At 45.3% G+C, this 25,769-nt stretch carries 25 protein-coding genes; 9 read left to right on the top strand and 16 right to left on the bottom strand.

Annotation, left to right across the window (positions count from 1 at the left end):
• Positions 1-80: 80 nt before the first annotated feature.
• The 6 genes from ACINLD_RS18250 to ACINLD_RS18225 form a co-directional block, all read right to left on the bottom strand.
• Positions 81-1,856, bottom strand: a complete 1,776-nt coding sequence (locus tag ACINLD_RS18250) for a glycoside hydrolase family 13 protein (protein WP_035428802.1) — start codon at positions 1,854-1,856, stop codon at positions 81-83.
• 94 nt (positions 1,857-1,950) lie between these two features.
• A complete protein-coding gene (locus ACINLD_RS18245) occupies positions 1,951-2,901 on the bottom strand; it encodes a LacI family DNA-binding transcriptional regulator (protein WP_026589729.1) in 951 nt (316 codons plus the stop codon).
• A gap of 152 nt (positions 2,902-3,053) precedes the next feature.
• Positions 3,054-4,568 (bottom strand): alpha-amylase, encoded by a 1,515-nt coding sequence (amyS, locus tag ACINLD_RS18240; RefSeq protein ID WP_256860179.1) that lies wholly within the window; start codon positions 4,566-4,568, stop codon positions 3,054-3,056.
• A gap of 159 nt (positions 4,569-4,727) precedes the next feature.
• Positions 4,728-6,110 (bottom strand): polysaccharide deacetylase family protein, encoded by a 1,383-nt coding sequence (locus ACINLD_RS18235; RefSeq protein WP_077735424.1) that lies wholly within the window; start codon positions 6,108-6,110, stop codon positions 4,728-4,730.
• Between the two features lie 74 nt (positions 6,111-6,184).
• The gene (locus tag ACINLD_RS18230) at positions 6,185-6,856 is read right to left on the bottom strand and encodes a DUF3298 and DUF4163 domain-containing protein (protein ID WP_026589732.1); all 672 of its coding nucleotides are present in this window, start codon (positions 6,854-6,856) and stop codon (positions 6,185-6,187) included.
• A 322-nt stretch (positions 6,857-7,178) separates the two neighbouring features.
• Entirely contained in the window at positions 7,179-8,153 is a 975-nt protein-coding gene (locus ACINLD_RS18225) for a helix-turn-helix transcriptional regulator (protein WP_077735427.1), read from the bottom strand.
• Between the two features lie 93 nt (positions 8,154-8,246).
• On the opposite strand from ACINLD_RS18225, the gene ACINLD_RS18220 reads away from it, so the two are divergent.
• A complete protein-coding gene (locus tag ACINLD_RS18220) occupies positions 8,247-8,669 on the top strand; it encodes a VOC family protein (RefSeq protein WP_026589734.1) in 423 nt (140 codons plus the stop codon).
• Positions 8,670-8,775: 106 nt separating this feature from the next.
• On the opposite strand, the gene ACINLD_RS18215 is transcribed toward ACINLD_RS18220, so the two are convergent.
• On the bottom strand, positions 8,776-9,408 hold the full coding sequence (locus ACINLD_RS18215) for a homoserine/threonine efflux transporter (protein ID WP_026589735.1): 633 nt from the start codon (positions 9,406-9,408) through the stop codon (positions 8,776-8,778).
• 146 nt (positions 9,409-9,554) lie between these two features.
• Here ACINLD_RS18215 and ACINLD_RS18210 point away from each other — a divergent pair, with 146 nt between their 5' ends.
• Positions 9,555-10,376: a TrmB family transcriptional regulator gene (locus ACINLD_RS18210; protein WP_026589736.1), complete on the top strand. Its 822-nt coding sequence runs from the start codon at positions 9,555-9,557 to the stop codon at positions 10,374-10,376.
• A 34-nt stretch (positions 10,377-10,410) separates the two neighbouring features.
• Here the strand turns inward: ACINLD_RS18210 and ACINLD_RS18205 are convergent, their stop codons facing one another.
• Positions 10,411-11,466 carry an LLM class flavin-dependent oxidoreductase gene (locus ACINLD_RS18205; protein ID WP_077735457.1) on the bottom strand — a complete coding sequence of 352 codons (1,056 nt, stop codon included), beginning with the start codon at positions 11,464-11,466 and terminating at the stop codon, positions 10,411-10,413.
• A 732-nt stretch (positions 11,467-12,198) separates the two neighbouring features.
• On the opposite strand from ACINLD_RS18205, the gene ACINLD_RS18200 reads away from it, so the two are divergent.
• Positions 12,199-13,476, top strand: coding sequence for an MFS transporter (locus ACINLD_RS18200; protein ID WP_026589738.1), 1,278 nt, complete (start codon positions 12,199-12,201; stop codon positions 13,474-13,476).
• 7 nt (positions 13,477-13,483) lie between these two features.
• On the opposite strand, the gene ACINLD_RS18195 is transcribed toward ACINLD_RS18200, so the two are convergent.
• Positions 13,484-14,971, bottom strand: coding sequence for a carboxylesterase/lipase family protein (locus ACINLD_RS18195; RefSeq protein ID WP_026589739.1), 1,488 nt, complete (start codon positions 14,969-14,971; stop codon positions 13,484-13,486).
• A gap of 152 nt (positions 14,972-15,123) precedes the next feature.
• Here ACINLD_RS18195 and ACINLD_RS18190 point away from each other — a divergent pair, with 152 nt between their 5' ends.
• From ACINLD_RS18190 to ACINLD_RS18180, 3 genes are all read left to right on the top strand, one after another.
• The gene (locus ACINLD_RS18190) at positions 15,124-15,888 is read left to right on the top strand and encodes an SDR family oxidoreductase (protein WP_026589740.1); all 765 of its coding nucleotides are present in this window, start codon (positions 15,124-15,126) and stop codon (positions 15,886-15,888) included.
• 48 nt (positions 15,889-15,936) lie between these two features.
• On the top strand, positions 15,937-16,299 hold the full coding sequence (locus tag ACINLD_RS18185) for a DUF488 domain-containing protein (RefSeq protein WP_026589741.1): 363 nt from the start codon (positions 15,937-15,939) through the stop codon (positions 16,297-16,299).
• A 67-nt stretch (positions 16,300-16,366) separates the two neighbouring features.
• Positions 16,367-16,651 carry a DNA-binding protein gene (locus tag ACINLD_RS18180; RefSeq protein WP_410207105.1) on the top strand — a complete coding sequence of 95 codons (285 nt, stop codon included), beginning with the start codon at positions 16,367-16,369 and terminating at the stop codon, positions 16,649-16,651.
• Between the two features lie 26 nt (positions 16,652-16,677).
• On the opposite strand, the gene ppsA is transcribed toward ACINLD_RS18180, so the two are convergent.
• The 3 genes from ppsA to ACINLD_RS18165 all read right to left on the bottom strand — a co-directional run bounded on the left by ppsA (position 16,678) and on the right by ACINLD_RS18165 (position 20,776).
• Positions 16,678-19,302: a phosphoenolpyruvate synthase gene (gene ppsA, locus ACINLD_RS18175; RefSeq protein WP_410207104.1), complete on the bottom strand. Its 2,625-nt coding sequence runs from the start codon at positions 19,300-19,302 to the stop codon at positions 16,678-16,680.
• 15 nt (positions 19,303-19,317) lie between these two features.
• Positions 19,318-19,932 carry a TetR/AcrR family transcriptional regulator gene (locus ACINLD_RS18170; protein ID WP_026589744.1) on the bottom strand — a complete coding sequence of 205 codons (615 nt, stop codon included), beginning with the start codon at positions 19,930-19,932 and terminating at the stop codon, positions 19,318-19,320.
• Positions 19,933-20,362: 430 nt separating this feature from the next.
• Positions 20,363-20,776, bottom strand: coding sequence for a YcxB family protein (locus ACINLD_RS18165; RefSeq protein WP_256860173.1), 414 nt, complete (start codon positions 20,774-20,776; stop codon positions 20,363-20,365).
• A gap of 472 nt (positions 20,777-21,248) precedes the next feature.
• On the opposite strand from ACINLD_RS18165, the gene ACINLD_RS18160 reads away from it, so the two are divergent.
• Positions 21,249-21,911, top strand: a complete 663-nt coding sequence (locus ACINLD_RS18160; protein WP_051290494.1) for a hypothetical protein — start codon at positions 21,249-21,251, stop codon at positions 21,909-21,911.
• A gap of 79 nt (positions 21,912-21,990) precedes the next feature.
• Here ACINLD_RS18160 and ACINLD_RS18155 read toward each other — a convergent pair whose 3' ends face one another.
• Positions 21,991-22,146, bottom strand: coding sequence for a hypothetical protein (locus ACINLD_RS18155; protein WP_179115637.1), 156 nt, complete (start codon positions 22,144-22,146; stop codon positions 21,991-21,993).
• Positions 22,147-22,253: 107 nt separating this feature from the next.
• Between ACINLD_RS18155 and ACINLD_RS18150 the strand changes: the two genes are divergently transcribed.
• Positions 22,254-22,937 carry an SOS response-associated peptidase gene (locus tag ACINLD_RS18150; RefSeq protein ID WP_409445267.1) on the top strand — a complete coding sequence of 228 codons (684 nt, stop codon included), beginning with the start codon at positions 22,254-22,256 and terminating at the stop codon, positions 22,935-22,937.
• A 15-nt stretch (positions 22,938-22,952) separates the two neighbouring features.
• Here ACINLD_RS18150 and ACINLD_RS18145 read toward each other — a convergent pair whose 3' ends face one another.
• The 3 genes from ACINLD_RS18145 to ACINLD_RS18135 all read right to left on the bottom strand — a co-directional run bounded on the left by ACINLD_RS18145 (position 22,953) and on the right by ACINLD_RS18135 (position 24,619).
• Positions 22,953-23,411 (bottom strand): GNAT family N-acetyltransferase, encoded by a 459-nt coding sequence (locus tag ACINLD_RS18145; RefSeq protein WP_026589748.1) that lies wholly within the window; start codon positions 23,409-23,411, stop codon positions 22,953-22,955.
• A 13-nt stretch (positions 23,412-23,424) separates the two neighbouring features.
• The gene (locus ACINLD_RS18140; RefSeq protein ID WP_409445266.1) at positions 23,425-23,871 is read right to left on the bottom strand and encodes a YfmQ family protein; all 447 of its coding nucleotides are present in this window, start codon (positions 23,869-23,871) and stop codon (positions 23,425-23,427) included.
• Between the two features lie 118 nt (positions 23,872-23,989).
• Positions 23,990-24,619: a pectate lyase gene (locus ACINLD_RS18135; RefSeq protein WP_372708719.1), complete on the bottom strand. Its 630-nt coding sequence runs from the start codon at positions 24,617-24,619 to the stop codon at positions 23,990-23,992.
• 594 nt (positions 24,620-25,213) lie between these two features.
• Between ACINLD_RS18135 and ACINLD_RS18130 the strand changes: the two genes are divergently transcribed.
• Positions 25,214-25,663, top strand: coding sequence for a MarR family winged helix-turn-helix transcriptional regulator (locus ACINLD_RS18130; RefSeq protein WP_026589751.1), 450 nt, complete (start codon positions 25,214-25,216; stop codon positions 25,661-25,663).
• Positions 25,664-25,769: the final 106 nt, after the last annotated feature.

The following is a 25,769-nucleotide window of genomic DNA, read 5'->3' as shown; positions in this document are numbered from 1 at the left end:
CTATCAAGAATCTAATCCAATTGTAAGGCGCTTCCGAAAGCGGTTACAATAGCTTTCACGATTGTTACCGGTAACAGAATTTACCCCGCGCCCAAAATAAAAAATTCTCCCGGATGAACGGCAATCTCATCACTGTGGTTAAGCGTCTTCTCTGTCCAGGCATCATAGATTTTCCAAGCGCTGTTGATCTCCAAATCTTTTAAACTGACATGGCGGGCCGCTGTCCCCTGATTAAAGAAATAAATCAATTTTCTCTCGCCGTCAGTCCGCAAAAAGCTGAAAAAATCGTGTTGATCATCAAGGATGTCCCACTCAAGTCTTCCATACGTCAGGAGTTGATGCTCCTGTTTTCGCAAAGCGATGAGCCGCTTCATAAACTTAAGCATCGCTTGATTTTGCTTTTCTACTTCCCATATCATGCACTTCCGGCATAATGGATCATTTCCCCCGTCAAGGCCGATTTCCGTACCGTAATAGATGCATGGCGAACCCGTCTGGGCAAACATAAACGCCAATAAAGACCGCACCTTTTTCTCATCATCACCGCACCTTGTCAAAATCCGTTTTGTATCATGACTGTCAAGCAGGTTAAACATCGATTCATTGACCTGCTGCATTCCGCTCATCAAATGCGCGTTGAGGCGGCTCGCCATTTGCGAGGCAGTCATGCGGCGATCCGCAAAATATTCAATCATCGGCTCTGTGAAAGGATAATTCATCACCGCGTGAAATTCGTCTCCTCTAAGCCAAGGGTCGGCCTGATGCCAGATCTCTCCTAAAATATAAACGTCGGGCTTTTCAGCGGTTACCGCTTGCCGGAATGTCTTCCAGAAAGCGTGATCCACTTCATTGGCCACATCCAAGCGCCAGCCGTCGATGTCAAATTCGCGAATCCAATACAGCGCGATATCGAGCAGATATGCCTGGACTTCCGGATTGGCCGTATTCAGTTTCGGCATGTCCGGCGTAAAGGCAAAACGATCATAATTGTCTTCTTTGACAGGAAAGGAATGAATATGGAACCAGTCCTTGTAGCGGGATTGCTCACCATTTTTCAAAACATCCTGCCACTGCATCGACGCGCTGCCAATATGGTTAAAAACGGCATCCAGCATGATCTTCATCCCCCGCTGATGAAGGCCGTCGACCAATGTGCGAAAAAGCTCGGCATCCCCAAAATGCGGGTCGATGGTGTAATAATCCAATGTATCGTATTTATGATTGGAAGGTGCGGAAAAAACCGGCGTCAAATAGATGCCGTTCACACCCAAATCCTCCAAATAATCAAGCTTATCGATGATTCCCTGCAAATCCCCGCCGAAAAAATCATTGACACCGGGCTCTTTGCTTCCCCACGGCAGCACGTTTTCCGGTGATAGGTCGTCTCTAGCGTTGGCAAAGCGCTCCGGAAAAATTTGATACCAAATCGTTGATTTGACCCATTCAGGTGCTTGAAACGCATCGACCTCATGGACAAATGGGAATTTAAAAAAGTGCTGGATCGTCTCAAGCGTTTTTTCATGATATGGATGTACGCCTGAGCTGCCGTAAAAGACGTCTTCATGATCAGCGTCTGTTAGTACAAAAGCATATTGCAGGCGCCGATACGGCGGCGCCACTTCCGCAAACCAATAATCATGCAAATCTGTCGCGGCGATTTTCTTCATCTGCATCTCCTCTGCCGCCCACCTGCCGACTCCTTTTTCTTCCACATATTGATAAGGGTCTCCCCAGATGAGGCGGACCTGCTTGGCATCGCCTTTTTTGGTGCGGATCTTAATATGCACTCTCCTCCCGTCATAAGCATAAGCATCAGAGCTGAACGGCTGATGATGAATCGCTGCATACTCCATCATGACTCCCCCTTTTCCATTTCATATGTTGAAATTATCATGGTGAAATCTGAGGAACAATCATTTTCAGCTTGTTAACGGTAACAGAATGAGACGCTTACAAAGTCGACTCGCGCACGATGAGCTCCGGCTCAAAAAATTGATTGCCCTGGACGGCGCCGTCCTCATTTATTTTTTTCAGCAAAGTTGCCGCACAAGCCTCACCCATTTCGACCACAGGCTGTCTGACCGTTGTCAAGCGGGGCGAAGAGATGCGGTCAAGAAAAACACCGTCAAACCCGGTGACCAGAACATCTTCCGGTATTCTTTTGCCAAGCGCCTGCACCGCCCGGATCACGCCGATCGCGATTCGATCGGAAGCGCAGACGACCGCAGCCGGACTGCCCAAGGCTGGCAGCACTTCTCTCGCACAGCGTTCAGCTTTTTTCGAACTGTTTTCCATCCGGACAATATTCGCCTGGCCTGAGCATCCTTTCATCGCCTCTAAATAGCCTTTCTCCCTTGATCGTTCAAAAGGTTCGTCCAAATCAATACCGAAAAAGACAACATCGCGCGCCCCCAGCCCGATGACATGGCGGGTTGCCATAAACGCTCCTTTTTCATTGTTCACATCGATAAAATCATAGCCCATTTCATTTTGGCCGAACACGACGACCGGTTTTTCAAATGCTTTGATGAGCCCTTCATAATCCGCCCTTCTCAAGCCTGTGGCGATAATGCCGTCACATTGGCCGATGTTGAGAGATTTCCTTGTTACAAGCTGCAATGCATAATGATGGCGGTCCAGCTCCCGGCTGATACCAGTCAATAGATTCATATAATAAGGTTCTGTCGTATCCATTTCTTCTAAAATCAATAGTTTTACAACCTGTGTTCTGTTTTGCACGAGCGCCCTTGCCGCATAGTTTGGTATATAGTTCAGCTCTTTCATCGCGGAATGGACCAGCTCTTTCAATTCATCCGTCACCGTCTCAGGATGATTGATCACCCGCGACACCGTCATTTTTGATACATTTGCTCTCTTTGCCACATCCGACAATGTTGCCATTTTATCCCCGCCTTATTTTTGAGCTATTCAAACTGTCAGCAATCCGATTTTCGGAACTGATAACAATATTATAAGATGGAATCAGCGGGATTTTATGAAACACGGGAAATAAAAAAGCAGATTTCCTCAAGGAAATCTGCCCCATTCTCTTTCTACCTCTGAACATAAATGGAAACCGAACCGCCGTTCACACGGAATTCTCCCCAGCCGTTCGAATCGATCGCGACGGAGTCTGAACGGTTCCCCGTGATGTCATACCACGTTTCACCCGCATTCTCACGTCCGACATACATACGCTTTGATCCGCCGGGTCCGTCTGTTATTAATGCAGCTAGACCGGACTTCTGAATCGAACTGTCACCTTCCCTCGTCCAGCCGATGATATCATGATGGTCGAAATAGTCGTGCTGGGCGCCATATGCATAATGTTTGCGCGCTTTTAAAATCGGCTCGAGTTTGTTTTTAAGCACTGGAATTTCCCGTGATGTAGAACCCTTTGTCCCATACAGATCTCCGTAGAAAACCTGCGGGTAGCCGGACTTCCTTGTCATAATGAGACAATAGGCAAGCGGTTTAAACCATGGTTCGACAGTGGACTCAAGCGATTGTCCAGGCTGTGTATCATGATTATCAACAAATGTGACCGCCTTTTCCGGATATTTGGATACGACAGTACCGTTCAGCAATTGCCTCATATCATAGCCGCCCCCTTGCGATGATGCGGCATGCAAATTGTAGTGGAGCGGAACATCGAATACCGAATGTTGAAAATCGGTTTTCTTCAAGTAATTTTCAAGGGCGCCCTGGTCATTCCGCCAATACTCAGCTACCGCAAACATATCCTTCCCCGTCGATTCCCTGACTGATTTCAGCCAATCCCGCAAAAATGAAAATTTAATATGTTTCACGGCATCGAGCCGAAAACCGTCCAAGTTCAGTTCATTGGCATACCATGTTCCCCATTTTTTCAGTTCTGCCACGACATCGGGATGGTTGTAATCAATATCAGCATACATCAGGTAGTCATAGTTGCCGTTTTCGCTTGAAACCTCCCAATCCCATGCCTTGCCCTCTCCGCGAAACTTATAGATGCGGTTCAATTTCCGGGACTCGTCCCAATCTGTTCCATCAAAATGATACCAATGCCACTTAAAACCGCTGTAGGTGCTTCCGCGTCCTGGAAAATGAAACGCTGTCCACGCTTTGATTCGCTGCTCCCCGGACGTTTCCTGATTCCTGTCCCCCGGATTGACTTCAACAGCGGTGACGTCTTCCGTCCCATCAGCTCCTCCTTTATGATTGATGACGACATCCCCGTAGACGTGAATATTCTGGGAATGAAGACTGCCGATCGCAGATTGAAGCTCACCTTTTGTTCCGTATTTCGTTCGCACCGTCCCTTTTTGCTGAAACTCTCCTAAATCATACAAATCATAGGCGCCATAACCGACATCAGACTGACTCGTTCCCTTGTAGGCCGGCGGAATCCATACAGCGGTGACGCCGAGATCTGATAAATATGCCGCGTCGTTTTGTAAACGCTTCCAATGTTGACCATCATTGGGCAAATACCACTCAAAATACTGCATCAATGTGCCGTTAATGCTTTCCGCACTTGCTTTAGGCGGCGGAACCAGGAACATGAGCGTGACGAAAAACGAAACCATCCATGTGAAAAACCGTTTGTTTTTTCCCAGCATTTTTTCTCTCCTTTCATTTTACAGCCTGTTTAATCACAAAAGTCATTTTACAAATTTTTAGAATATTTAACAAATATCATTTTCCCTATATTTTGCTAAAAAAAAGAAAGTGCCGCTGCAGCACTTTCATTGTTCCCTTTGCTTTTTCACTTTCTCCAGCTGTGAAACAGTCACCAATTGATAGCCTTGCCGCTTCAACCTTCTGATAATCTCCTCGGCAGCATCGGCGGACGTTTGATAAATATCATGCATCAGGATGATTTTTCCATATCCGGCTTGGCTCATCACACGATTGACGATTTTTTGCTTATTTTTGACCTTCCAATCTTCAGGATCAACATCCCAAAGCGTGATGGAGAGCCCTGTCAGTCCCCGGACGGAGTCATTCACACCGCCGTAGGGCGGCCTTAAGCGGGTCGGTGTGTGACCGCTAATGTTTTCAATCACCTGCTGTGTGTCGTCGATTTCCTTATATGCCTTATCATTCGTAAGCCTCGTCAACAATGGATGATCCCACGAGTGATTGCCGACTTCATTCCCTTCTCTCATCATCCTTGTGATCGTTTCCGGATAGACTTGAGCTCTGCTGCCCAGCACGAAAAATGTCGCATGCCCTTCATATTTCTTTAAAGCATCCAATACTTTGTTTGTTGAAGACGGGTTCGGGCCGTCGTCAAATGTCAGGGCAATCACTTTTTCATCAGGATTGACTTTCGCTTCTTTTGGCAGAGGGATGGCCTCCTGCTTTTGCTTGTTATCAACGCGATTCTTTTTTCCTTCTCGATATTGATCTTTTAATATATCTTTCAACCATTCTTTTTTGATTTTAACAGACTGCTCAACACCTGTTTGCTCCTTGCCAAAATAGAATTCGATGTCGTTCTCAAGCAAGGCGAAACGGCTGAAGTTTTGTTCAAGGGGGCTTGTCCCTTTTTTCAGCAGTGCATCATCAGCTGCGGGATGGTCATTTTTCAATTGTTGATAGACAATGCCGGAAATTCTGTTCAAAAACCCGGCATCATCTATAAAAAGGTCATGAAGTGCGAGACATTTTTTTTGCTTCAAATCGGCGTTGAACGTTTTGATGGTCGTTTTTCCCGGCGCTCCGCCGCTTTCTATGTATTCATTCAGCACAATTGCAGCCGTTTGTTTTGTGTAATAGACAATCTTATACTTGATATTCAATTCGAACGGACCGTCTTCATTCCGAGACCGCGCACTTGCGCTGTCTTTTTTGAAGCGGCTCAGTTCATCTTTGACATAGCCTTTCAGCTTGTCATCGATCGCTTTGATATGAAAGATGGGGTAATGGATCGCATATCTCTCTTGTTCACTGTCGCTGACGAATGATCCGATCTCGATATCCGAATAATCTGGGTCTTTTTTCGGCTTAGGGGGAGGGGCCTCTTCATTGCTTGACACATGGTTGAAAGAGTACCCCGCAAAACCTATGAATATCGCTAAAAAAATCAATACATTGATCCATCGCCATGACCGTTTGCCAGACATCGCTTTTCACTCTCCTGTATTTATCAAAATCTTTTGCTCGCGTCTCCTGCCGGATGTCTGCTAACACACCAAGGCTAATATAAAAATGAAGAAGGAATCTTGATTTCCTGGTTCCCAGCAGCATAAGGCGCGATATCATACTGCTGAAATACAATGGAAATTCCGCTGTTTGTATAGTAGAAAGCAGTATTTTCGTCTAAGCTGATATCACTCTTTTGAATGTCAGAATAAAATCGGTCCGCATGTTCGGTTATATAGCTGTAAATATAGTTTTTGGCTTTCTCGATTTTAGCTTGATTGTTTAAAAGATCGGTCAGGAGCACCTGCTGATGCTTGTTCAAATCATAGTTGTAGGATGTGACGGTATACATCCCGTGCGCTCCGCCGGTATATTGGTAGTTGTAGATTAAAAAGCTCAGTTTGCCGCCTTCGTTGTATTTGACTTTATAGGACGTTTCATAGGCGCTTTCCTCGCCATCTTCCCCCTTCTCTTTCTTCACCTTTTCGTATTCCTTGAATGAGGCTTTCATATGAAGCTCGATCGCATCATGGACCAGCTTTTCATCACGGGCTTTTAAGCCGCTGAACACCGGATATGATAAAGAATCGATATTGTTGTATAGTTCTGTGTGAACTGCAGCTTTTCTGTTTTTAGCAGCATTTATTTGAGATGATCCTTTATTGATCATAAATAGCAGCGAGGCTGTAAGCACAAGAAACCCCAATATGGCTATTGCTTTTTTCATGAGCATACTCCTTTGTCAATCTCCTTTAAAACTCGTAACATATCATTTTCTTTTGTAACATAAATGTAATATTTATATCACATTTGTAATGATACCGGCTTTTAAATGCCCCGTCAACTTTTTTGGGTAAAAATTTCATTATTCGGCAAAAATAAGACACCCTCAGAAATCTGAGAGTGTCCTATTTTGCAAGATCAGATGCTTCTGGCTTTAATACAGAATATGAAAATGGTGATGGCGATCTGAATGATGACGGCGTATTGTCTGACGAATGATTGCTGACACGCTGTTTTCGGCCGCAAGCATTGCCATATTAGCGATCTTAGTGAGCAGTCGGAACGGAGTCTCCATTTGTATATTGGTTCAACATGTCAAATAATGTTTTCTTCATCTTTTCGATTAGCTGTGATGGTTTTTGAATGACCGCTTCCCGGCCAAATGAAATGAAATAATCCGCAAAAAAGTCAATATCCTTTGACGCAATCAAACCTGACAGTGTTCCGGAACCGTCTTTTCTGACATGCAGTTCAAGATGCGGCCATTCCAGGGATCCATGCCGCTCTACGCCTTGTTTCGTCAATTCCACGGATAGTTCCAGCATCTTCGGAGGAAGGGATAAAACCGAAAAACGGTTTTTTAAATTGATGTTTGACAAGTCCATCGGATCGGTATTTTCATCAAGTTCGGCAAATATCATCCGATCGCATCTGAACATACGGTAATCCTCTCTTAAAAAGCAATAAGCGGGACAATACCATTTGCCGTGATTCGCATAGATGCCGATCGGCTGAATTTTTCTTTCGTTTGTCACATCATTTGATTGATATTTGATGATTAAGACCTTTTGCTGAACCGCCGCTTCCAATAGCACCCTTAAAAACGGAATTTCTTCTTTTTGCTCATAAGCCGTATAAAAATCGACGCGGTCCTTCATGCTGTCAATCGCATCCCGAATATCGCCGGCGAGATTCAAGTAAAATTTTTTCTTGATTGAAGCATACTGTGCATCAAACGGCAGGGATATATAGTGCCTCAGTGCATGGATCGCAAAAAAGATGGCGATCGCTTCGTTCTCGCTCAAGGCGATGGGAGGAAGAATTCTTTCACTTAACACCTGATAGCCGCCATGGGGCCCCGTTTCTGAATAAAGGGGCACACCCATCTCGCTAAGCTCTTGCAGATCCCTGAGAACGGTTCTTTTTGACACTCCGAATTCCTGCGCCAATTCCCCGACCGTAAACCGTTTTTTTCGATTGACCATCATGATCATTTCATTTAATCTTTTCGCTTTTGACATTTAGAACCTCCCAAAGTGTTTAACCATGACATAAGTTGTCACCATTATAATATACAATTACCTTAAATCAACGAAAAAGGAGATGTTTTAAAGATGGAAATGCAATTCACCCCTTATATCCTGATGAACGGGAGAGCAAAGGAAGCGATTGAATATTATCGGGAAGTGCTCGATGCTGAAGTAAAATTCCAGCAGACATTTGGTGAAGGTCCCGCGGATGAGGCGAAGAATTTTAAGGAAGAGGAACAAGATCTGATTGCCCATGCTGTCCTAAACTTCGGCGGGGCCAGCTTGATGATCGCTGATATGATCCCGGAGGTGCCTTTTCAAAGCGGCAGTCAAATCTCCATCTGCATCACGGTCGGTGACGCGCAAACGGCTGAGCGGCTGTATGACAAGCTCCGGGAGCAGGGAGAAGTCAAGCTTGAACTCCAAAATGTATATTTCAGCCCAGCCTACGCGATTGTCACTGACCCATTCGGTGTGACATTTCAGATTTTTGCGGCGAGGGGTTGAAACGATTCATATCGTCTCTTGCTTCCCGTTCAGGGTTGGCCGGGCTTCATTACATCAAAAGGAGTGAGCTGTCATGCTCACTCCTTATCATGATTTTGGGGGATATTCAATCCAACCCTGTTTTGATGCCAAACCCCACCAGCACCAAACCGGCGGCTTTTTGAAAGACCTTCTGGAACTTCACGCTTCTCAGCCATTTTTTCGCGTAATCAATCAGATGGACGAGGATGAGAAACCAAAATACAGCCATCAAGGTTAGAATGAATGCGAGAATAATTAACTGCTGGTTGACGCTTTCCTTTAAATTGATAAATTGAGGCATGATCGTGATATAGACCAAAACAGTCTTCGGATTCAGAACATTGCTGAACAACCCTTGCATAAACGAATCTTTATAATGCCGCTTGGAAGAATGGCCAGGTTTGTTGTTGTCGGCTTTCATGTCCTCCAAAGAAAACATCTTTTTAGCAAAAAAACTTTTGACACCTAAGAAAATTAAATAAGCCGCTCCCAAGTATTTGATTGCATTGAACAGAAACACCGACTTCGCAATGACAACCGCCAAACCGAAAACGGCAATCAGCGTCCAGAACGACAGTCCCGTCGCCAAGCCGAGAACATTGCAGCGTCCGGCGTTCGGGCCGTATCGAAGCGTGTTTTTCACAACGAGCATCGTATCAGCTCCGGGAATCACCACCATCATGGCGGCGATCGATATGTATGACAGCAGGCTATCCATCAGATGTCTCCCTCCATACCTTTTCATATAGTGACTACCTTAGTAACTACTTATAAAAAGTGTATCAGCGCCCTTGAAATAAATCAATACATGAAGCAAAATATGAGTGACAAAGGTAGCGACTATTTTTTGAGGCTGGAGGATGTATGAAGAATTTAGACATACTGAAAAACCTGAACTTTACCGAATATGAATCGAAAGCATATCTCGCGCTCTTGGAAGAATCGCCTTTGACAGGCTATGCGGTGGCAAAAAAATCAGGTGTACCGCGTTCGAAAATATACGAAGTGTTGGAGAGCCTCGTGATTCGCGGCGATATTTTTGTAAGCTATGGCAACACCCCGCAGTACATTCCCGTTCCTGCCAAGGATCTGATCAAAAACCGCAGACAGAAAGCGGAGGAGACGTTTGAACAGGCAGAAAAATATTTTGAGAAATTTGCGCGTTCCGCAAATGATCGGGAAAATATTTGGAATATCACCGGGCGAACCGAAATACTCGACAAGGTTAAGACGTGTATATCCTCAGCCCAAAAAAGAATTCTCCTGGAAATATGGAAAGAGGACTTTCCGGATTTGGAGCCCGACCTGAGCGAGGCGGCAAACAATGGCGTCATCGTCACCATTATTGCATATGGAGAAATTGAAGCTGATTTCGCTGATGTTTATCTGCATGACAGCAGCCGGGAAATAACAGAAGAGTATGACGGACGATGGCTTGTTTTGAGTGTTGATGATTCCGAAGTCGTTGCCGGCATTGTCTCGCAGGGCAAAGACAGCCGCGCGGCCTGGACGATGCATGTGGGCTTGGTCATGCCGATTACGGAAGTGATGATTCATGATCTGTACCTCATGGAAATCTTGGAGAAGCATAGAGATGTTTTGGAGGAAAGTTTTGGTGAAAACCTGATCCATCTGCGCCGCAAATTTTCAATTCATCCCGATTTCAAAAAGCATTACATGAAATAAAAACGGCCCGCAAAATGTCCGGGCCGTTTATTCTTTAGGTTCTCTGCGACGCCTCCCAGCGGGAGACTTCCTCCCTGACGCGCGGCGCCGTCTCTCTTCCAAAAAGCTCGATCGCTTTCATGACATCGTCGTGAGGCATCGTACCGACCGGGACATGCAGCATAAATCTTGTGATTCCCACATGTTTGCGCAGATGGATGATTTTTTCCGCCACCGTCTGAGGGTCCCCTACATAAAGCGCTCCCTCAAAGCTCCGCGCAGCATCAAAGCTGGAGCGGCTGTACGGTCCCCAGCCCCGCTCCCTGGCGAGCGTGTTCATCGCCTGCTGAGTCGACGGGAAAAATTGATCTGCGGCCGTCTCGGTATCCTCTCCAATAAAGCCGTGTGAATGGGAAGCTACGGCAAGCTTTGATACATCGTGACCTGCATGCTCCGCCGCTTTGTAATAAAGCTGGACAAGCGGGGCAAAGTGCTGCGGACTTCCCCCGATGATGGCCAGAACGAGCGGCAGACCGAGCAGCCCCGCGCGAACGACGGATTCCTGGTTGCCGCCGCTTCCGATCCATACAGGCAACGGATTCTGCACTGGCCGCGGATAGACGCCAAGGTTTTGAATGGCGGGGCGATGCTTGCCGCTCCACGTCACCCTTTCCGACTTTTGCAGCGCCAACAGCAAATCGAGTTTTTCTTCAAACAGCTCTTCATAATCGTCTAAATCATAGCCGAACAGCGGGAAGGATTCGATAAAAGACCCTCGACCCGCCATGATTTCCGCCCGTCCGTTTGAAATCCCGTCAAGCGTCGCAAAATCCTGGAAAACGCGGACGGGGTCATCAGATGAAAGCACTGTGACTGCACTTGTCAGACGGATTCTCTCCGTCTGCGGCGCCGCTGCGGCCAAAACGACGGCGGGGGAAGACGCCGCATAGTCTTCACGGTGGTGCTCACCCACACCGAACACATCCAGTCCCACCTGATCGGCAAGGATGATCTCCTCAACTACCTCGCGCAGCCGCTGTGCATGGCTGATGATTTTTCCGGTCTTAATGTCCGGGGTTGTTTCTACAAAGGTGCTGATCCCTAGTTCCATTTCATATTTCCTCCACTTTTTCTCAAGGTTTATGGCAATTATCCTCTTATTTGATTTATGTTTGCCAGCCGTCAGCGGCTTCAATCCTTTTTCCTACCCGGACCTGCCAGTCAGGGCGCCGATCCGATTCTTCCGGCCCGCATCTATTGTTTCATTTATAGGATACGGCTCTTGAAACGATCATGCAATTGATGTGATTTTAGGCTGTTACTTCAGGTGGGAAGGCTCTGACCGGAATGACATATGAAGACCTATACAGGCAATCATGAAAAAAACGGCTCAAGCTTTTCCGTTCTTCAAACATCATAAGTCATGTCTCCCTGCATTCCACTAACACCTCGCCCAAAACCTATTTTTTGATACCAAGTGCTTTGTATGCAAGTTTGACACCGGACATGGCACTTTACCTCCCGCGCTCACAAGGCTGATACATAATGGCGGCGGCGTCAAAAACATGGTGAAATGCAGACATTATCAATACATATCAATCCGCCGGCTCCTGAACAAAAATATTCAAATATAAACAGAAATATAAAAGGTGAATCATTTGAATTTTGTGTTGATTTATTTTTGTTTTCTGAATAAAGTTATACTATAAGCAAAAATCTAAATGATTACAGCTTGAAACGGATGCGGAGGCAGACATGATCCCATTATAGTAAGCGCTTACAAAAACAGCTTAATATCCACATTTAGTCATCTGAAAAATCGGCTTTGAAAGGGGAGCGAAAAATGGCAGGGAGAACAACAGGCAGTTTAAAATCGACGATCACCGTTGCGATGTCCAACTATTTGGAGGCGGGGTCAATCGTCGCCGGGGCAGGCGGGCTTTCCTTATGGGTCGAATACCTGGGCCTGGATGATGCGAGAGTCGGTCTTCTCGGGGCATTGAGTGCAAACGGATTCGGTGCGGCGATCGGCGCTTTGCTCGGAGGTTTTTTAGTCGATCGCTACGGACGGAAATTCATATACAAATACGATTTGCTGGTCTATATGCTGGGCGTTTTGCTGATCACCTTATCAATCAACTTCCCGATGCTTTTAACAGGCTATATTGTAACCGGGATCGCGGTCGGTGCAGCCATTCCGGCGGCATGGACATATATCGCGGAAGAAGCGCCTGATCATGAACGGGCCGGACGCGTCGGCTGGGGACAGCTGGCATGGTCGATCGGACCGGCTCTGACATTGCTGCTGTCGGTCGCTCTGGCGCCGCTCGGATTAATGGGGAGCCGCCTGATTTTCGGACAATTATTCATTGTTGCGATCATCACCTGGATATTGCAGCAGCAAGTTCATGAATCCGCCATCTGGCAAGAGCAAAAACAAAAAGACGCCGCAGAAAAAGCGCAAGGAATCGGTGAGAAAGCCTCGCTCAAAGAGCTTTTTACAAACAAAGCAAACCTTCATGCCATGTTTCTGCTCATCGGCATCTATGCCTTTTGGAACCTTGTCGCCGGAACAATGGGGTATTTTATGCCGTATATTTATGAGACCGTCGGCGGTTTAAGCGCGGCACAGGCCAACCTGCTGCAGGCGTTCCTCTGGATACTGACGGTAGCGGCCACTTACTTTGTCTTTATCCGTCTCGGTGATCGGGTCAATCGCAAGCGGCTCTTTGGCGTAGGAGCTGCCATGGGAACCGTCGCATGGATCATCCTCACCTTCGGCACTATGAACATAACGGAGCTCTTATTGTTCGTCACTCTCTGGGGTATTTCCGCCGGTTTCGGCGCACAGGCGTTTTATGGATTATGGGCGGCCGAGCTTTTCCATACGAAGTACAGGGCAATGGCCCAGGGCTTCATGTTCTTCATCGTCCGCGTCGGTGTCGGGCTTATTTCATTAGTCGTTCCGATCATGATTACATCTCTAGGGTTTAAAATAGCCGGCGCCGTGATGATTACCTTCCTTGTCATTCATATGATCATCGGTCTTCTCATGGCGCCGGAAACGCGCGGAAAATCGCTCAAAGCCATTCAAAATGAACGGTATCAAAAAAGCGGTTGACCACAGGTCAGCGCTTTTTTGATACCTGTGGGTTCGGCACTGTCAACATCTTTCTCTTGTCTCTATACGGATCGCTTTCAAACGAAATCTCGTGATTGAAAATGAGCGTTTGTCGTGATTCTTCATGATATTCAGGCCAGCTGACATCATCGGTGCTCGGGTTTCCGAAGCGGGCAAAAGACAGCCAGGCACCCTGGATCTGTTGAACAAGCAGCAGCGTTTCTTCATTTACCTTTGTACCTGTCAGCCATTCCAGAATGTCCATATTTCCAAACACAAACGGGATTTCCAAACCGTGCGCCGCTTTGTTGAACGGCGGATGCTCCGAATCGGCATGCCAGTCAAACCGGTACATAAAGACGGGTGCATGTCGTGATTGCGCCGAAGCGAACACAACGGACGGATGCCAAAAGATCAGGTCTGTCATCATATCAACCTGGCCTTGCCATGATCTCGGATACAGCGCCGAGGCGATGTCAGCCGCCTCTTTCCCCAAGTATTCTTCTAAAACATCATAGATCTTGCTCTCAGGTAAAAGATCCGACTCAGGGGTGAAAAATAAGGCGCCTTCGTCACGGTTTGTTCCGATCAATAGATTGATTCCGTTTGCCGAACCCTTTGCGACGGCGATTTCCGGCTTCATCGGCATGGTCTTTTCGTCAACTACAGGCAGAAAGATCAATTCAAAAATATTTTCCCCCATAACAGCGCGCAGCTGATCGGCAGCTTGGAGAAGCTCTTGGTCAGATACATCGCGGAGGCGATCCGCATGATTGGAATCAATATTGAGAATGCTTAAGAACCTTTCCGTCGCAGCTTTGGCCAGCTTTGCGGACATTGTTGCGGATGCCCCGCTTTCCATAATGGCCTTTTGAAAAAGGCCTTTTGCTTTTGGCATCGCCAAAAGCGAAGCGATGCTCATGGAACCCGCCGATTCGCCAAACACCGTAATATTTTCAGGGTCTCCGCCAAAGGAAGCGATATGTTCTTTCACCCACTCGAGAGCCGCGATTTGATCCAACAGGCCGAGGTTGCTGCTGTAGGAATCATCAATCGACGAAAGGTGTAAAAAACCGAATGGGCCGAGGCGATAGTTGATGGTGACCACGATCACTTTGCCCTGCTTGGCAAGCTGAGTCCCGTCGTAGAGCGGTTCACTTCCGGCGCCGAGATAAAAAGCGCCTCCATGAATCCACACCATCACAGGCAGATCCCTGTCCGCCTCTTCAGATGTGTACACATTTAAATAAAGGCAATCCTCAGACTTGTGAACCCCCTCTATTGCTTGAGCCAATAACCCGTCTGGCTGGGGACAAACCGGACCAAATTCAAAAGCGTCCCGTTCCCCCTCCCAGGCGTCCATTCGCTGCGGTTTCCGAAACCTTAAATCGCCGACGGGAGGTTTTGCGTAGGGAACACCTTTAAAGACGCGAACACCGTTTTCCGCTCTGCCTTTCAGCTTTCCGAAGTGTGTTTCGACAATCGTTTCATACATTTTATTCCACCCCTTTCACTTTTCAATGATAATGGAATCGGAACATACCGTCTAATCAGAATACTTGCACTTTGGAAAATAAAGGGTCATTATAGAATCAGAAGAGATGTCCAACCAATTTTTTAGAAACTTAATAGAAAAGAGGGATTCCAATGGAACTGTCGGGAAACACAGTATTGATCACAGGCGGTGCATCAGGAATCGGCTTCGCTTTTGCCGAACGTTTTATAAAAGCGGGAAATACCGTTATCGTCTGCGGGAGAAGGGAAAGCAAGCTTAAAGAAGCAAAGGAAACATATCCGGAGCTGATCACGCGTGTATGCGATGTGACCGTTGAAACGGAACGACTGGCATTATTTGAATGGATCAAAGAACAGCACCCTGAGGTGAACGTGCTGGTGAATAACGCGGGCATACAGCAGCGCTACCACATTTTAAAAGCCGATGTTATAGACAATTGGGCTGACTACAATAAAGAAATCACCGTCAATATGGAGGCGCCGATCCATCTGGCCATGCTCTTTAGCCAATACTTTGCAAAAAAAGCCGGGAAAACAACGATCATCAATGTGACATCAGGTCTGGCATTTACACCGATGGCGATCGCACCGATCTACTCATCGACAAAAGCCGCTCTCCATTCCTTTACGATGAGCATAAGACATCAGCTCTCAGAGACCGGCGTTGAGGTGATTGAGGTCGCCCCTCCTGCGGTCAATACGGATTTAGGCGGTGTCGGACTGCATGATTTCGGAGCTCCTTTAGATGAATTTGCCGACGCGATTTTCAAAGGGCTGGAAGAAGGCCGGGTGGAAATCGGCTATGCCAGATCGGAAAAAGCCTTGCGGATGTCAAGAGATGAAATCGATGAAAGCGTCAGCCAAATGTACAGCTCTTTAAAAGATTCCATCGAATAAAAAGGGCTTTGGCATTGTCTTTTTCAAAAGTTAGAAGGAGTGATCCCGATGCCGATGGTTCTCCAGCGCATTTATCAGGAAAACCAGCAAACAGAAGGACGCCGCATTTTAATAGACCGGGTGTGGCCGCGCGGCATATCGAAAGAAAAAGCGAATCTTGACTGCTGGATGAAAGAAATCGCCCCAAGTCCTGAGTTAAGAAAATGGTTCGGTCATGATCCGAAAAAATTTGAATCGTTTAAAAAAGCCTATCAAAACGAAATCATACAAAACCCTGAAAAACAGAGCAAGCTCAAGGAATTAAAAGAAATGGCGGCGGACGAAACCGTTATTCTGCTTTACGGGGCAAAGGATGAACGCCATAACCATGCCATCGTTCTTTATGAGATGCTGAACGGACAAAGCCTTTGATCTTGAAACCTTTTTCAAAACCTTTCGTATTACAATTGAAGCAACACATGTGAAAAGGATGGGAAACATGGAGATAGACTTTTTTTGGCTTGCGCTTGGTTTAGCGGCTCTAGGCTATTTCATCGGTGACGGGTTGAAAAATTTCAAAAACCCAAAAGGGAATGATTCAGGCTATCCACATTTAATCAAAGAAAGAGACCTACAGTATTATTTAGGCTTAAGCAAAGAAGAAACGAAAGAAATGCTGCGCAAATATCCTGACATCCCTAAAATTGAATTAAATGGCACGACCTATTATCCTTACCAGCACTTGATGAAATGGATGTCGTCGGCCGACCTTTATATACATTAAAGCGCAGCATCCAAGCTGCGCTTTCTCTATTCCACTATTTCGATATAGCCCTCCGATCCGTTGAGCCTGATCTTTTGTCCATCCTTGATGATCTTTGTTGCATTGTCAACGCCGACAACAGCCGGAAGCCCGTATTCCCGCGCAATGACGGCGCCGTGCGTCATGAGGCCGCCCACTTCAGTCACCAATCCTTTGATCGAGACAAACAGCGGTGTCCAGCTCGGATCTGTGAAAGGCATGACAAGAATATCCCCCTCTTCGATATCGGCTTCCTCCAATTTCAGAATCACCCTTGCTCTTCCTTCGATGACTCCTGATGATACTGGGACACCTGCCAACGCTCCTGCCGGAAGGTTCTCTCCCAGGGCTTCTCCGGTGATGACCTCACCTTCTGATGTCATCATTCGCGGAGGCGTCAATTTTTCATAATGTTGATATTCTGCTTTTCTTTCTTTGATCGTCTTTACATCGAGACGATTGGTGTGAACGGCCTCTCTCAATTCTTCAAAGGACAGATAATAAATATCCTCCTTCGCTTGGATAAGCTTCTTTTTCTGCAAAATGGCGGCTTCTTTCATCAGCGCTTTCTTATAAATAAAATAGCGTTTGATCAGAGCATACTTTGGATATTCCCGGTAGCCGATAAAATTCCGCAGCACACTGATCATTTTCTTCGTTTTTTTCGCCTTTTTTCTGCCTCCTTTTAATGTTTGCAGACGGCTTAATAGATCCCTCTCCTTTTGCTCCGCTTCCAATCGCCCCTGTTCAAATTTGGACATTCGCGCACCAGGCGCAAAATTCTTGATGTTGCCCAAAATGATCGGAGCAAGAATCGAAGGCCGTTCACTCCAGCGCGTCTTGGTGATGTCGATCTCGCCCGTACAGCGCATGCCGTACTTCTCAAGGAATTCGCGCAATGCGCTGATAAAGGCGGGGCCGCCTTCAAGCTGTTTGAGATCTTCGAAAAAGGTTTCATCATTGGCATGCGCTAAATACTTCTGAACCTCGGGGTATCCTCTGGCAGCATCTGCTACATCCAAAAGGGCCAAGCCCATTTCAGAGGTGACATTGTTCAATACCGACTGGGAAAGAATATCGGCCGCACCCTTTTCCCCCAGCCATTTTTTCATTTTGCTGTTAAGCCAGTACGAGGCGTATAAACCAACCATGATGACGGCCATGCTCTGCGTGTCATACAGAACCTTTTTCAGCGCTTTTTGATCTTCTGCAATCGCTTCAAACAACGCTTCATCGGAGACCTTTTGCAGCCGCTGTTCAGCTTCTTTTATAGACGCCTCGGCTCTGGACATCAGCTGTTTGACGATGTCGATGTCATTTCTCCGGTATATTTTCAGCGTTTTTGCCGGAAGAGCCCATGACAGCCCTTCAGAGCCTAATGTAAACATCCGTTTTCCTTTCGGGAGTCTGTTGACGACCTCTTTTCTTTTCAAAAAGTTAGAAATCGCGCTGTACATCATCGGATCATTTTTGCCCATTGTCCCAAGGACCATTTTCCGTCCAATGGAAGATGCCAGATCATGTGATAAATCAATAAAAAGTCTGCCTCCGGCGAGAATCAGCTCAGAATCCGAGATCAACCCGAAGAACGATATCCCGAGCGGGTTGATCGGCTCTGTCATCATTTGCTGGTGCCCGACAGACATATAGACGCGCAGCTTGTCATCGCTTTGTTTCGAAAGAGGAAATAATGTCGTCACAGGCCTGTTCTGCACAAAGAAAAATTCGCCTTCAGTCAGGCACCATTCAATATCTTGAGGCGTCCCAAAATGCGCCTCAATCTTCCGTCCCCATGTTTCGAGCTGCAAAATTTGTTCGTCCGTCAGCGTTTGACGTTTCTGCCGTTCAATTTCAATCTTGCGTTCTTCTGTACCTCCATTTTCCAATGAATAAATCGCGTGTTTTTTCACAGAAATCGTCTTTTCGGCGATTTCCCCTTCACACACCTTGTAATTGTCGGCTGAGACCAATCCGGAGACGAGCGCCTCACCCAATCCAAAGCTTGCATCAATGGACAATACTTTTCTGTTGGATGTGACGGGATCAGCCGTAAACATGATTCCCGAAGCCTCGGGAATCACCATTTGCTGAACCAAGACGGCCAATTGAACACTGCGGTGATCAAAACCGTTTTGCATCCTGTAGATGACGGCGCGCTCAGTAAACAACGATGCCCAGCATTTTTTGATATGCTGCAAGATCGCTTGTTTTCCGATGATGTTCAAGTAAGTATCCTGCTGTCCCGCGAATGAAGCGTTCGGCAGATCTTCAGCCGTTGCACTTGAACGAACCGCATAAGCCTTATGTTCGCCAAGCTTGATGAGAAAGCGAAGCGTTTCTGCTTCGAGATCTTCAGCCATCACCGCGTGTTCAATTTCACTGCGAATCTCGCGGCTGATTTGGCTGATCTGCTCCCTGTCTGTCATCTTTAATGCCGAAAGCTCATCAAGCAGCTCCCCGACTCTTCGATTGCCGTCAACCATGTTTTGAAATGCCGGCGTGGCAACGCAAAATCCAGGCGGTACTTTTACGCCTTCAATCTTTGACAATTCAGCAAGATTCAGTCCCTTGCCACCGACGAGCGGCAAATCCGTTTGCTCGATCATATCAAAACCCAGCACATATTCCCGCACAAGGCACCCTTCCCTTCATTTCTTCTCAATGCCAAAACGAATCATATTCAAAAAGCGGCTTCTTTTTTCAAGGAGGCGTCTGTTATAATCAGGATCAAAATCACGCTGAGGCGGAACTTCAGCTAAAAACTTTTCCTCAAAATGCTTCATCATCACCATAACCAATTCAAAAGCCTCGTCGCGATCGACTCCTTCCTTTAAAGGAACTTGGGCAAATAGCTGTTTTAATATATGATTTCTGACCGCAAACTGCTCTCCGTATTTTTCTGCAATTTCATCCTTCAGCTCAGAAGGCGGATCATAGAAAGCGTCCATTGTCACCTTGTAAACATCAGGATATTTTTGAAAAAATGCAAGCTTCGCCAAGCTGATCTTTTCTTTTGCCGCAAAAAAATCCGTGTATTGGAGCAGGTCATCCAATGCAAGGTGGGCCTTCAATTTTTCAATGCAGTCATCCAAAACAGAAAGATACACATTCTTCTTGCTTTGAAAATGATGGAAAATGAGCGCTTTTGATATGCCGGCTGCTTCAGCCAGCATCCCTGTCGACGTCTTCGAATATCCATGGCGGGCAAAAACCCCAAGACAGGCATTCAGAATTTGTTCTTTTTCATATAGCTGCAAAGGCACAGAAATCATTCCTTTTCATTTATTGACCAATCGGTTAGTAAAGATTTTAACGCTTGCTGACCAATCAGTCAATATAAGATCTTTGCGGGACAAGCCCAAAAAAAAACCCCGAAATCAATTCAAGGGTTAATTTGGCCATCAGGGCCAATCTTCATGAGCTATAGGGATTGCAAATCAGATTTTTACGTATGTAAGGCTGACAAAATCAAAGAAATTCGAACAGATGTGGACACCGTATCCTTTTATTCCGATTATGATGTGTCTGAAATTACAAGGTCTTACACAGTGGTTTGGCACAGCTTCCATTAACGAGACGAATCTGGGTCATCAATTGTAGAGGAAGAACATATTGCGGGACATTGTTGAAGAAGCAAAACATTTGCAGGCTGAAACGATGCGATCCATAAAAAAGAGGGGGAGACCCCTCTTTTTACGATTGCCACTTTACTTTTTCAGGACGTCCATATTCAGTCACAAGCTGTCTGAATGAATGAAGCTCTTGATCAAATGCGAAAAAGCGTTTCGGTATCAAGATCAACTGGCCGCTGGAGGTTTTTATGTAGAATAGGCGTTTATATTCTGCTACTGCCGTCACTTCATGCCATTCAAACAACGTATAAGAATTTTTAGATTGAATCTGAATTCCCTGTGGATTGATGGTATAGTTTCTTTTTTGTTTTATCCGTTCATTTTTTCGATATCCAGCAGTCAGCCGAATATAATAAACACCAATGAAAAGCAATGTCAAAATCAACGAAATGACTGTCATGAGAATGCCGTTGAAGAGCAATTCGAGTGTTTCACTATAATAAACAGTTATCGGCAGCCCCTCAACTGAAAACACGAAGACAGACACCAGAAAAATAAAAATAAAATAAAAAATGACGGATTTTCTTAGCCCATAGAAAAAGAACAATCTCATATCTTGAAATGTAAGTTTTCCCTCAAGAAAGACACTATGCTGGATCATACGTTCACTGCACCTTTAGGATATATTTCCCTCTAACTTTAGCATAAAGGATTCATGTTGGACAGCCTAAAGCTTGTTAGATTAGAAGAATTGATGACAAAGATACCCCGAACCTTAACGGTTATGACTGACAAAAAAGTGGTGAACTAGGTAGAGCGGAGCATAAGAAATGGTCATTGTAGAAATTTTGATACTTTCTCGAAGAACTATATTAACATCAGGCAAACAGTGCCGATATATAAGTTATGTAAAATTTACATTGGAATAATATCACAAAATTTTATCCTCTTAGATGGTTAAACCATCTAATTGCATATAAATAAAATTTGATGAAGGGGTTTATAACATGAAGAAATGTTTTACATTTTTTACCGCATTGCTGACAGTCTTCATGCTTCTGACAGCCTGCAGCAACAATGAAGCATCGTCCAAAAACGAATCAGAAAAAAGCGAGGCCAAAACAAAAAGCAGTGAGGATTCATTGAAAACTGACGGTCCTTTGGAAAAAGTAGGCCAGTGGAGAAATGAAGACGACGGAACCAAAGTTACGTTAAAAAAGATCGCAAAACTGGACAAAACCTTTGATTTAGATCCAATCAAAATGAAAATTGACGATGTCAAGGTACTTGAAAGATCCAACCTTCAAGAGAAAGGAAAAAAATTGTTGGAACAAAAGGGCATTGAAGCCGATAAATATTTAACTATTCAAGTTTCATACAGCATCGAAAATACATCGGATAAAAATATCATGTTTAACGGAATTGATGTCATTACAACCAGTACAAAACAACAAATCGATGTCTCTAGTGAGGACATGGTGCTTACCCCGGCAAAAACGGGAGTCGGATCTTTTTACGGAAAAGTAGAAAAAGAAGGTTACATAGTTGTCCCTTACTTTAAGACGGATGCCGACGAATTAAAATATATCAACATTAAACTAAAAGATGTATACGATGACGAGGTTCCAACAAAATATCATGACGGGATTACAGAAAAAGTCGACTTTTAAACCGCATATAAGCGCCAAAGGGTGGCTCTCAAGCCACCCTCTTCATGGAAGCGCACGCCTTTCACCCGCCCCAAAAATTTCACCATTTCCGTTCAAAAGAAAATAAAAAAATCACAAACAGCCAAAACGTAAGCACCTCAAACAGACCGCTATTTAATATCGAAGCAATCGGCAGATTAAATGTAAAAAAGGTCAAGACGATAGCTCCCAAAAGCATCAGCAAAGTCTTCTTCATCATATGCTCCCCCTTTCCAGTCCGCAAGATATCATATTTTTTAGATCGCGGCAAAATGATTTTTTCAGGTAGAAAATGATAGAATAAACAAAAAAGGGTGATTTCATATGTGCGGGAGATTCACACTGTTTTCCGAGTTTGACGATATCATCGCTCGCTTTGCCATCAAGCAAATGACATCCGCAGAAGACTATATCCCCAGCTATAACATCGCGCCTTCCCAGAAAATCCTCGCTTGTATAAATGACGGTGCACATAACCGTTTAGGCCGGCTTCAGTGGGGGTTCATTCCTCCATGGTCAAAGGATGAGAAAATCGGCTACAAGATGATCAATGCCCGCGCTGAGACCTTGTCTGAGAAGCCAAGCTTTAGAAAGCCCCTTGTCAGCAAAAGATGCATCATTCCGGCCGACGGCTTTTACGAATGGAAGCGTGTTGACGCTAAGACAAAAAAACCGATGAGAATCAAGCTCAAGTCAGACGGCTTGTTTTCGTTTGCCGGACTATGGGAGAAATGGCAGCCCGCCGACGGCAAGCCCGTCTACACTTGCACGATTATTACGACAAAACCAAACGATTTAATGAAGGATATCCATGACCGGATGCCTGTCATCCTCAAGCCTGGTGATGAACAAGAATGGCTGCGCCCCGCCAATCAAGACATCCGGTATTTGGAAAGCCTATTAAAGCCCTATCCGTCAGATGAAATGAAGGCTTATGAAGTGCAGTCTCTTGTCAATTCACCGAAGAATAATTTTCCTGAGTTAATCAAAAAATCCCCTTCACAATGAAAGGGGAGATCAATGCTAATTTGTCAGTATATAAAATTCCCTGCTCAGCCCGATGCCTTCCCAAAAACGCAGGGCTGTTTTATTGTCTGGATCAACATAGACGTTGACGTAAGAAACACCTTGTCCATTCAGCCAGTTGATCAGATGTCCGGCTAAACGTTTTCCGATTTTAAGGCGGCGATACGGAGGCGCAATATAGATTTCATCGATTTGACCATACAGCATGTGACTGACTAAATCCTGCTTGATCGATGCCAGGCCGTATCCAATCGTCTGGCTGTTTTCATCTTTCACTGTCAAAACCGCTCCGAAAGCAGTTTGAACATATTGCTCCAGCTGCTTTCGGACCTCCTTTTTTTCTTGTTCAGCCAATTCGCAAGCCGCGGTCTCCAAAGCATTTTGACTCCACAATTCGACAATTTCATCAAGGCATTGCGGTCGCTCATCTTTTAAGTTATGGATTGATGCTTCCATTCTCTTTTCTCCTTTAAACCAATTTGGCCGTTTCTAACGTACAGTTTTGGAGGCTTTCCGAGCGGAGACGGTACGCGGCCGTTTTTTTCTTGGATTGTTTGACGACATCGATGTGATCATCATATCTGTACACAAACAGCCGGACATCATGTTTGCCCTTTTTCGCATCGATGACAAATGGACTCCCGCCGTTCTTTGGATTCAGATATAAATGCTCGTCTCCCGGATAAATATAGTAGCGCTCCATAAATATAGCTTGATTAAAATCTTCGATAAATTGCTTGTGATCCTGCCCCTTCAAGCGCCTACCGCCAATCGTGACGGCGCAACCGGCGGCATCCAGTTTGGAATGCACTTGAAATTTGCTTGTCATCCATTCGACGACACCAGTCGGAAGGCATGTCACTAATATTTTGAACAGGCTGATGAAAACAAGAAGCATCACAAAAACCCATGTCATATTTGATCATCCCCATACATTGTAATATATTACACAAGCTTTATACTAACATATGGAAGGAACCGTTTTTTTGGATATTGTGTGAACAAACAACCCCCGCTGTTGCGGGGGTCATCCTTTAAAATTCTTTGTTGTTTTTTTCTGTAATGTGTTTGACACCGTACCATTTCTTGCCGACATGTGAATATCTTGTATTCGTCATGACGACGGAGCTTGTATTGCTGTCGGTTCTGAAAATGGCTTCTTTCATATTTGTTATGGTGCAGTTGTCAATAAACACTTTGACATTAAAGGTCGTGCCGCCATTTTGACGAATGAATTTTCCGGCGTTATCGCTGGTGAAATTTTTCACCGTAAATGTACTCGGTTGATTGATTTGAAAAACTTTATCTGAACCGTTGCGTGCTGAGCCGCCGTCAATCGTCACGTTTCCTTGTTTTTTCACGGTCAGCGCATCCTCACCGATATCGGTCCAAACGACATTTTGAATCGAAACGTTTCCATAAGTGTGTACGCCGTCCGCAGCCGGTGCATCCAGCACGACATTTTTAAGCGTTGCACCATCTTCCACCTTGAAGAGCGGTTTTTGGTCTTCCCTCTGACTGCCGTCACCTATTTCAGAGCCAGCCTTAAAATGCTTGCCTTTCCCATCATAAGTCTGGCCTTTTTTGACAACGATCGTTTGATGGACAACCTCAGCCGCGGAAGCTTTTGCAGGCAAAGCTTGTCCAAGCCCCCCGGCAATCATCCCTGCCAGTAACACGACACCTGCTAATTTCTTCATTCCTTTCACCCTCCTGAAGTTTGGTATTTGAATGAAAGTAAAACAAATTCCGTTCCTTTTACATCATCTGCAGATGGTGTTTTCATTCTTTTTGCGTCATCTTGAGGACCTCATATTTAACTATAGGGGCGTTTCTTTCGTTTGTATATCAGCCATTTGAACTTTTGCTAAAAAGAGTAAATCAAACACAAAAAAGGGATTCAGTCGTTCTTTTTACGAGTCCTGCAAGGGCAGGCCTTACTATTTTCAGGCGAATAAATGAATGAATCATCGATAAATAACGATTCGGTAAGTCGACACGATCAGACATCGACATCGACAGCCGAATCGGATCGGGAAACTGGTCAATCAGAACCAGTTTCAAGCTTTACCTGAAGGTTAGACCTCAAAAAGGCATCACGATTTAGCAAAAATCGCCTGACTGTCATAAAATCGGTATGTGATCCAGCCTTAGTTCATGCGTTCGTTCAGAATCCAGGCACAAATCAACATTTGTTCCCTAAAATTAATTGCATTTTGCAAATAAATGAGTTATAACTAAGAAGAGGTGAAGGAACAATGGAAAATCTTCGTGAATTATTCCAAGTGATGACAAGACGTTTTGGTTTTTTAAACAAGAATTGCTGCAGTACAGGCGGTTATGATATTTCCCTCATTCAAAGCCATATCGTTTATGAAATTGACCGTCAGCATAAACCGTCCATACAGCAGATAGCAGAAACGCTCGGTACCGACATTACAACGTTTAGCCGCCAGGTGCAATCATTGGTGAAAATGAATCTGGTCAAGAAAACACCGGACCCGGACGATCGGAGAATCCAGATTCTTTCTTTGACGCCGGAGGGAAAAGATGTGGCTGCAAGCATTGATCAACAAATGAATGCTTTTTTAGATGAAGTCTTTTCACATATGAACGAATTTGAAAGAGAAACGGTCATTCGTTCGATTAAGCTTTTAAATGAAGCCATGGCGAAATCAAACAAATGCTGTGCATCACCTTTGGAGTAACCCCTTTTATCAGCAATGCACGCTTATGAACCTGAGCGGGAAAAGAAGAAGCACTTTTCCCTTTCTTTAATATCGAAAACTTGCAAATTGCAAATAAAAGGAGACA

The organism is Bacillus sp. z60-11, assembly GCF_046464135.1.
Lineage (GTDB): Bacteria > Bacillota > Bacilli > Bacillales > Bacillaceae > Bacillus > Bacillus sonorensis_A.
Note: the sequence above shows the minus strand (reverse complement) of the source record. Positions and strands in the feature narration are given on the sequence as shown.

Excerpts from the sequence above, each read along its gene's own strand:
- ACINLD_RS18250 (WP_035428802.1), bottom strand. The coding sequence starts at position 1,856 with ATGATGGAGTATGCAGCGATTCATCATCAGCCGTTCAGCTCTGATGCT.
- ACINLD_RS18245 (WP_026589729.1), bottom strand. The coding sequence starts at position 2,901 with ATGGCAACATTGTCGGATGTGGCAAAGAGAGCAAATGTATCAAAAATG.
- amyS (WP_256860179.1), bottom strand. The coding sequence starts at position 4,568 with ATGGTTTCGTTTTTCGTCACGCTCATGTTCCTGGTTCCGCCGCCTAAA.
- ACINLD_RS18235 (WP_077735424.1), bottom strand. The coding sequence starts at position 6,110 with ATGTCTGGCAAACGGTCATGGCGATGGATCAATGTATTGATTTTTTTA.
- ACINLD_RS18230 (WP_026589732.1), bottom strand. The coding sequence starts at position 6,856 with ATGAAAAAAGCAATAGCCATATTGGGGTTTCTTGTGCTTACAGCCTCG.
- ACINLD_RS18225 (WP_077735427.1), bottom strand. The coding sequence starts at position 8,153 with ATGTCAAAAGCGAAAAGATTAAATGAAATGATCATGATGGTCAATCGA.
- ACINLD_RS18220 (WP_026589734.1), top strand. The coding sequence starts at position 8,247 with ATGGAAATGCAATTCACCCCTTATATCCTGATGAACGGGAGAGCAAAG.
- ACINLD_RS18215 (WP_026589735.1), bottom strand. The coding sequence starts at position 9,408 with ATGGATAGCCTGCTGTCATACATATCGATCGCCGCCATGATGGTGGTG.
- ACINLD_RS18210 (WP_026589736.1), top strand. The coding sequence starts at position 9,555 with ATGAAGAATTTAGACATACTGAAAAACCTGAACTTTACCGAATATGAA.
- ACINLD_RS18205 (WP_077735457.1), bottom strand. The coding sequence starts at position 11,466 with ATGGAACTAGGGATCAGCACCTTTGTAGAAACAACCCCGGACATTAAG.
- ACINLD_RS18200 (WP_026589738.1), top strand. The coding sequence starts at position 12,199 with ATGGCAGGGAGAACAACAGGCAGTTTAAAATCGACGATCACCGTTGCG.
- ACINLD_RS18195 (WP_026589739.1), bottom strand. The coding sequence starts at position 14,971 with ATGTATGAAACGATTGTCGAAACACACTTCGGAAAGCTGAAAGGCAGA.
- ACINLD_RS18190 (WP_026589740.1), top strand. The coding sequence starts at position 15,124 with ATGGAACTGTCGGGAAACACAGTATTGATCACAGGCGGTGCATCAGGA.
- ACINLD_RS18185 (WP_026589741.1), top strand. The coding sequence starts at position 15,937 with ATGCCGATGGTTCTCCAGCGCATTTATCAGGAAAACCAGCAAACAGAA.
- ACINLD_RS18180 (WP_410207105.1), top strand. The coding sequence starts at position 16,367 with ATGGAGATAGACTTTTTTTGGCTTGCGCTTGGTTTAGCGGCTCTAGGC.
- ACINLD_RS18160 (WP_051290494.1), top strand. The coding sequence starts at position 21,249 with ATGAAGAAATGTTTTACATTTTTTACCGCATTGCTGACAGTCTTCATG.
- ACINLD_RS18155 (WP_179115637.1), bottom strand. The coding sequence starts at position 22,146 with ATGAAGAAGACTTTGCTGATGCTTTTGGGAGCTATCGTCTTGACCTTT.
- ACINLD_RS18150 (WP_409445267.1), top strand. The coding sequence starts at position 22,254 with ATGTGCGGGAGATTCACACTGTTTTCCGAGTTTGACGATATCATCGCT.
- ACINLD_RS18145 (WP_026589748.1), bottom strand. The coding sequence starts at position 23,411 with ATGGAAGCATCAATCCATAACTTAAAAGATGAGCGACCGCAATGCCTT.
- ACINLD_RS18140 (WP_409445266.1), bottom strand. The coding sequence starts at position 23,871 with ATGACATGGGTTTTTGTGATGCTTCTTGTTTTCATCAGCCTGTTCAAA.
- ACINLD_RS18135 (WP_372708719.1), bottom strand. The coding sequence starts at position 24,619 with ATGATTGCCGGGGGGCTTGGACAAGCTTTGCCTGCAAAAGCTTCCGCG.
- ACINLD_RS18130 (WP_026589751.1), top strand. The coding sequence starts at position 25,214 with ATGGAAAATCTTCGTGAATTATTCCAAGTGATGACAAGACGTTTTGGT.